This is a genomic window from Anaerosporobacter sp., from assembly GCF_031551385.1.
In the GTDB taxonomy this organism is placed as follows: Bacteria; Bacillota; Clostridia; order Lachnospirales; family Lachnospiraceae; genus Anaerosporobacter.
Window position 1 is genome coordinate 1 of record NZ_JAVBNS010000022.1, and the last position, 4,401, is coordinate 4,401.

Here is a 4,401-nt window from a genome sequence, read left to right on the forward strand (position 1 = left end):
GCGCTGATATATAATATTTGTGCAAGTGTTTTACTTGCAATTGGTGATACCATAACACCGCTTATTTTCTTAATTATAGCAACAATACTTAATGTTGGTTTGGATTACTTGTTTATACTTGGATTTCATATGGGGGTAGAAGGTGCTGCCTATGCAACCGTATTGGCGCAGATCTGTTCTGTTGCTATGTGTTTGATTTATATATGGAAGAAGTATCCGATGTTACATCTAAAGAGGGAAGACTTTGAGCTTAACTGGAGTCGGATTAAACAAATGTATTCTTCAGGATTATCAATGGGATTTATGTTATCACTGGTTTCACTTGGAACGGTAGCGTTGCAAAGTGCTATTAATACATTTGGAACGAAAACAATTGTGGCGCATACAGCAGCAAGAAAGATAACGGAGATTTATATGCTTGTGTTTGGTGTATGTGGGACGACAATGGCTACCTATTGCGGGCAAAACCTTGGAGCAGGCAAGGTAGGACGTATCAAAGAGGGAATTCGTAAAGTTATTCTTATCACATGGATTTGGGCGATTCTTACGATGATTAGTACATATACAATTGCGCCATGGCTAGTTCATATGATAACAGGTACAAGGGATGCAGAGATTATAAAAACAGCAACATTATACTTAAAGATTGATTGCTTGTTCTACTTTGTGCCAGCAGTAATTACAGTATTGCGTAATTCGATGCAGGGAATAGGAGACCATATTACGCCGATTGTATCTAGTATGATTGAGCTTGTAGGAAAGGTTTTAGTTGTTATTATATTAGTTCCTTATCTTGATTATATGGGAATCATATTAGCAGAACCGATTATTTGGATTCTAATGGTGATTCCGTTGATTGTTAATATTAAGAGAAGTCCGGTATTGAAAGAGAAAGAGATTTTGAATAATTGATTTAATATAAGACAAAATATAAATGAAATGGTTATCGTGTTATGAAAATGCGATAACCATTTTTGAATTTATAGGAAAGGATTTTCATGAGCTAGTTTGACTGTTTTAGTCTGTAGAATTGAGAGATAATGACGGAAAATTAAATCCAGACAAATGAAATTGAAATATTTTGAATGAAAATGAAACAATATGAATGAAAGTGAAAGAAAATGATTGACTTTGAATAATAATGGTGCTATTATATAACCATACTAATAAACAAATTCGTAAGGGGGAATACAAATGCTAACACAAGAGAGACATAATCTAATACTTCAGATATTACAAGAAAGAAAAGCTGTAACGGTTACAGAACTTACGAAAGAACTAGATACATCGGAATCAACAATACGAAGAGATCTTATTACATTACATGAGATGGGAAAATTGAATAAGGTACATGGTGGAGCAACAATCTTAGAGGATATAACATCATTTGAGGAAGATGTAGAAACAAAATCATCATTGAATATTGATGAGAAGAATGAGATAGGAAGATATGCAGCATCATTAATAAAAGATGATGATTTTGTCTATATTGACGCAGGAACTACAACATTGAAACTTGTGGATTATGTTACGAATACAAAGGCAGTTTATGTAACGAATGGTTTTGTTCATGCAAAAAAGTTAGCACAAAAGGGATGTAGAGCTTATGTAATCGGCGGAGAATTAAAGTTAGCAACCGAAGCATTAGTTGGTGCAGAAGGTATTAATAACCTCAGAAAATATAACTTCACAAAAGGATTTCTTGGCACAAACGGAATCAGCTTAGTGCAAGGAGTAACAACACCAGAAATTGAGGAAGGACTTATGAAAAAAGAGGCAACTTCTCGTAGCTATATGACATACATATTAGCTGACCATACGAAGTTCGGTAAGGTGTCTCCCGTAACCTTTGCATCACTTGATCAGGTATGTATCATAACAGATTTTGTACCAGATGAAAAATATAGAGAAGCAGCTATGATAAAGGAGGTATGCAAACAATGATTTATACAGTGACATTTAATCCAGCACTTGATTATGTAGTAGGAGTGGAGCACTTAATAACAGGACAGGTAAATAGAACAGTAAGTGAAGAAGTTTTCTATGGTGGTAAAGGAATCAATGTATCAGTGCTGTTAAAAACGCTTGGATTAGATAGTATTGCCCTTGGATTTATAGCTGGATTTACTGGTGATGAGATTGAACAGGGAGTTAAGTCACAAGGGATTCAGACTGATTTTATCCGTCTACCAAAAGGAATCAGCCGCATTAATCTAAAGATAAAGTCAGATAACGAAACAGAGATTAATGCCAATGGCCCTTCTATTCCAGAAACAGCGATTCAGGAATTATATGAGAAGCTTGACAAGTTAGAAGAAGGAGACTCTTTAGTACTGGCAGGAAGCATACCCAATACATTACCAGATGATATATACGAACAGATTATGAAACGTTTATATGAAAAAAGCATTCGATTTGTAGTAGATGCTACGAATGACTTGCTAAAAAATGTTCTTAAATATAAGCCTTTCTTAATTAAGCCGAACAATCATGAATTAGGAGAAATGTTTGGAGTAACAATAGAAAACGAAGAAGACATTATCAAATACGCTCGTGAGTTACAAAACATGGGAGCACGTAATGTATTGGTTTCAATGGCTGGAGACGGAGCAATATTGCTAGATGAAAATAATATCGTGCATCGTATGGGAGTTCCAAAAGGAAAAGTTGTCAATTCGGTAGGTGCAGGAGATTCCATGGTAGCAGGTTTCTTGGCAGGTTATATTCAAACAGGGGATTACAACAAGGCTTTATGTTTGGGTACTGCTTCAGGAAGTGCAACGGCATTTTCACTAGGACTTGGCAGTAAAGAGCTAATTAATTCTTTGTTGCAAGAACTCTAATTATTAATAAATGGGAACGGTTATTTTATAGAGATTCAATACTATGGGGCGTAAAAACAAACGAATGTTAGGAGGAAGTAATATGAGGATAACGGATCTATTAAAGAAAGGTGCGATAGCATTAAATGCTAGACCAAATTCAAAAGAAGAGGCATTGCAAACATTAATTGATTTACATGCAAAGGTAGGTAATGTAAACGACAAGGAAGAATATAAGGCAGGAATTTGTGCAAGAGAAGCGTTAGGAACGACAGCAATAGGAGAAGGATTAGCGATACCACATGCTAAGAATAAAGCGGTTTTAAAACCAGGGCTTGCAGCAATGACCGTTCCAACAGGTGTGGATTGTGATTCTATGGATGGTGCTCCAAGTAATTTGTTCTTTATGATTGCAGCACCAGAACAAGGCGGCGATGTTCATCTTGAAGTATTATCAAATCTGAATGTTATGTTGATGGATGTTACATTTAGACAACGCTTGCTAGATGCAAAAACAACAGAAGATTTCTTAGCAATTATTAATGAAAAAGAAATTGAGAAGTTTGGTGCACCTGAGAAAAAAGAGGAAAAAGGATATCGCATCTTAGCAGTAACGGCGTGTCCAACAGGAATTGCTCATACATTTATGGCGGCTGAGAGTTTAGAGCTAAAAGCAAAAGAGTTAGGTTATACATTAAAGGCAGAAACCAATGGCTCAGGTGGAGCGAAAAATGTTTTAACAAAAGAAGAGATTGAAGCAGCAGATGGTATTATTATAGCAGCTGATAAGAATGTTGATATGGCAAGATTTAGTGGAAAACCAGTATTAAAGGTTAAGGTTGCTGATGGAATTCATAAACCACAGGAATTAATTGAAAAGATAGTAAATAAAGAAGTACCAGTCTATCATCACTCAGAGGCAGATTCTAGTGAGAGCAAGGAAGAAAATGAAAGTATAGGAAGACAGCTTTATAAACATTTAATGAATGGTGTATCACATATGTTGCCATTTGTTATTGGCGGAGGTATCTTAATTGCATTAGCATTTCTCTTAGATGATTATTCGATTGATCCAGCCAACTTCGGTACGAATACTCCATTGGCGGCATTTTTCAAACATATAGGAAATGCAGCGTTTGGATTTATGCTACCAATTCTTGCAGGATATATCGCAATGAGTATAGCAGACAGACCAGGATTAGCAGTCGGTTTTGTAGGTGGTTCAATTGCCGCAACGGGTATGACATTAACGGCAGAATCAGGAATACCAGCAGGCTTCTTAGGTGCTTTATTAGCAGGTTTTATTGGTGGTTATTTAGTAGTTGGATTAAAGAAATTATGTAATAAGTTACCAGATAGTTTGGAAGGTATCAAGCCAGTATTACTATATCCTCTTTTTGGTATTTTCTTCATTGGTTTGATTATGTGTGCGATTAATCCAGCAGTAGCAGGTATCAATACAGCGTTAACAGATGCTTTAAATGCAATGGGAAGTGGTAGTAAAGTATTACTTGGCTGTGTTGTAGCAGGTATGATGTCAATTGATATGGGTGGTCCATTCAACAAGGCAGCTTATGTA

General features: G+C 35.9%; 4 protein-coding genes. All 4 read left to right on the forward strand.

Annotated features, from left to right (window positions below):
* Positions 1 to 912, forward strand: a 912-nt coding sequence (locus tag RMR19_RS03290; protein WP_310602068.1) for an MATE family efflux transporter, incomplete at its 5' end; no start/stop codon positions are given.
* Between the two features lie 282 nt (positions 913 to 1,194).
* Positions 1,195 to 1,944: a DeoR/GlpR family DNA-binding transcription regulator gene (locus tag RMR19_RS03295; RefSeq protein WP_310602069.1), complete on the forward strand. Its 750-nt coding sequence runs from the start codon at positions 1,195 to 1,197 to the stop codon at positions 1,942 to 1,944.
* Positions 1,941 to 2,843, forward strand: coding sequence for a 1-phosphofructokinase (gene pfkB / locus RMR19_RS03300; protein ID WP_310602070.1), 903 nt, complete (start codon positions 1,941 to 1,943; stop codon positions 2,841 to 2,843). Before RMR19_RS03295 ends, pfkB begins: the two co-directional genes overlap by 4 nt.
* An 82-nt stretch (positions 2,844 to 2,925) precedes the next feature.
* Positions 2,926 to 4,401, forward strand: a 1,476-nt coding sequence (locus tag RMR19_RS03305; protein ID WP_310602071.1) for a PTS fructose transporter subunit IIABC, incomplete at its 3' end; no start/stop codon positions are given.

Bases quoted from the DNA above. Each gene is read 5' to 3' on its own strand.
- RMR19_RS03295 (WP_310602069.1), top strand. From the start codon at position 1,195: ATGCTAACACAAGAGAGACATAATCTAATACTTCAGATATTACAAGAA.
- pfkB (WP_310602070.1), top strand. From the start codon at position 1,941: ATGATTTATACAGTGACATTTAATCCAGCACTTGATTATGTAGTAGGA.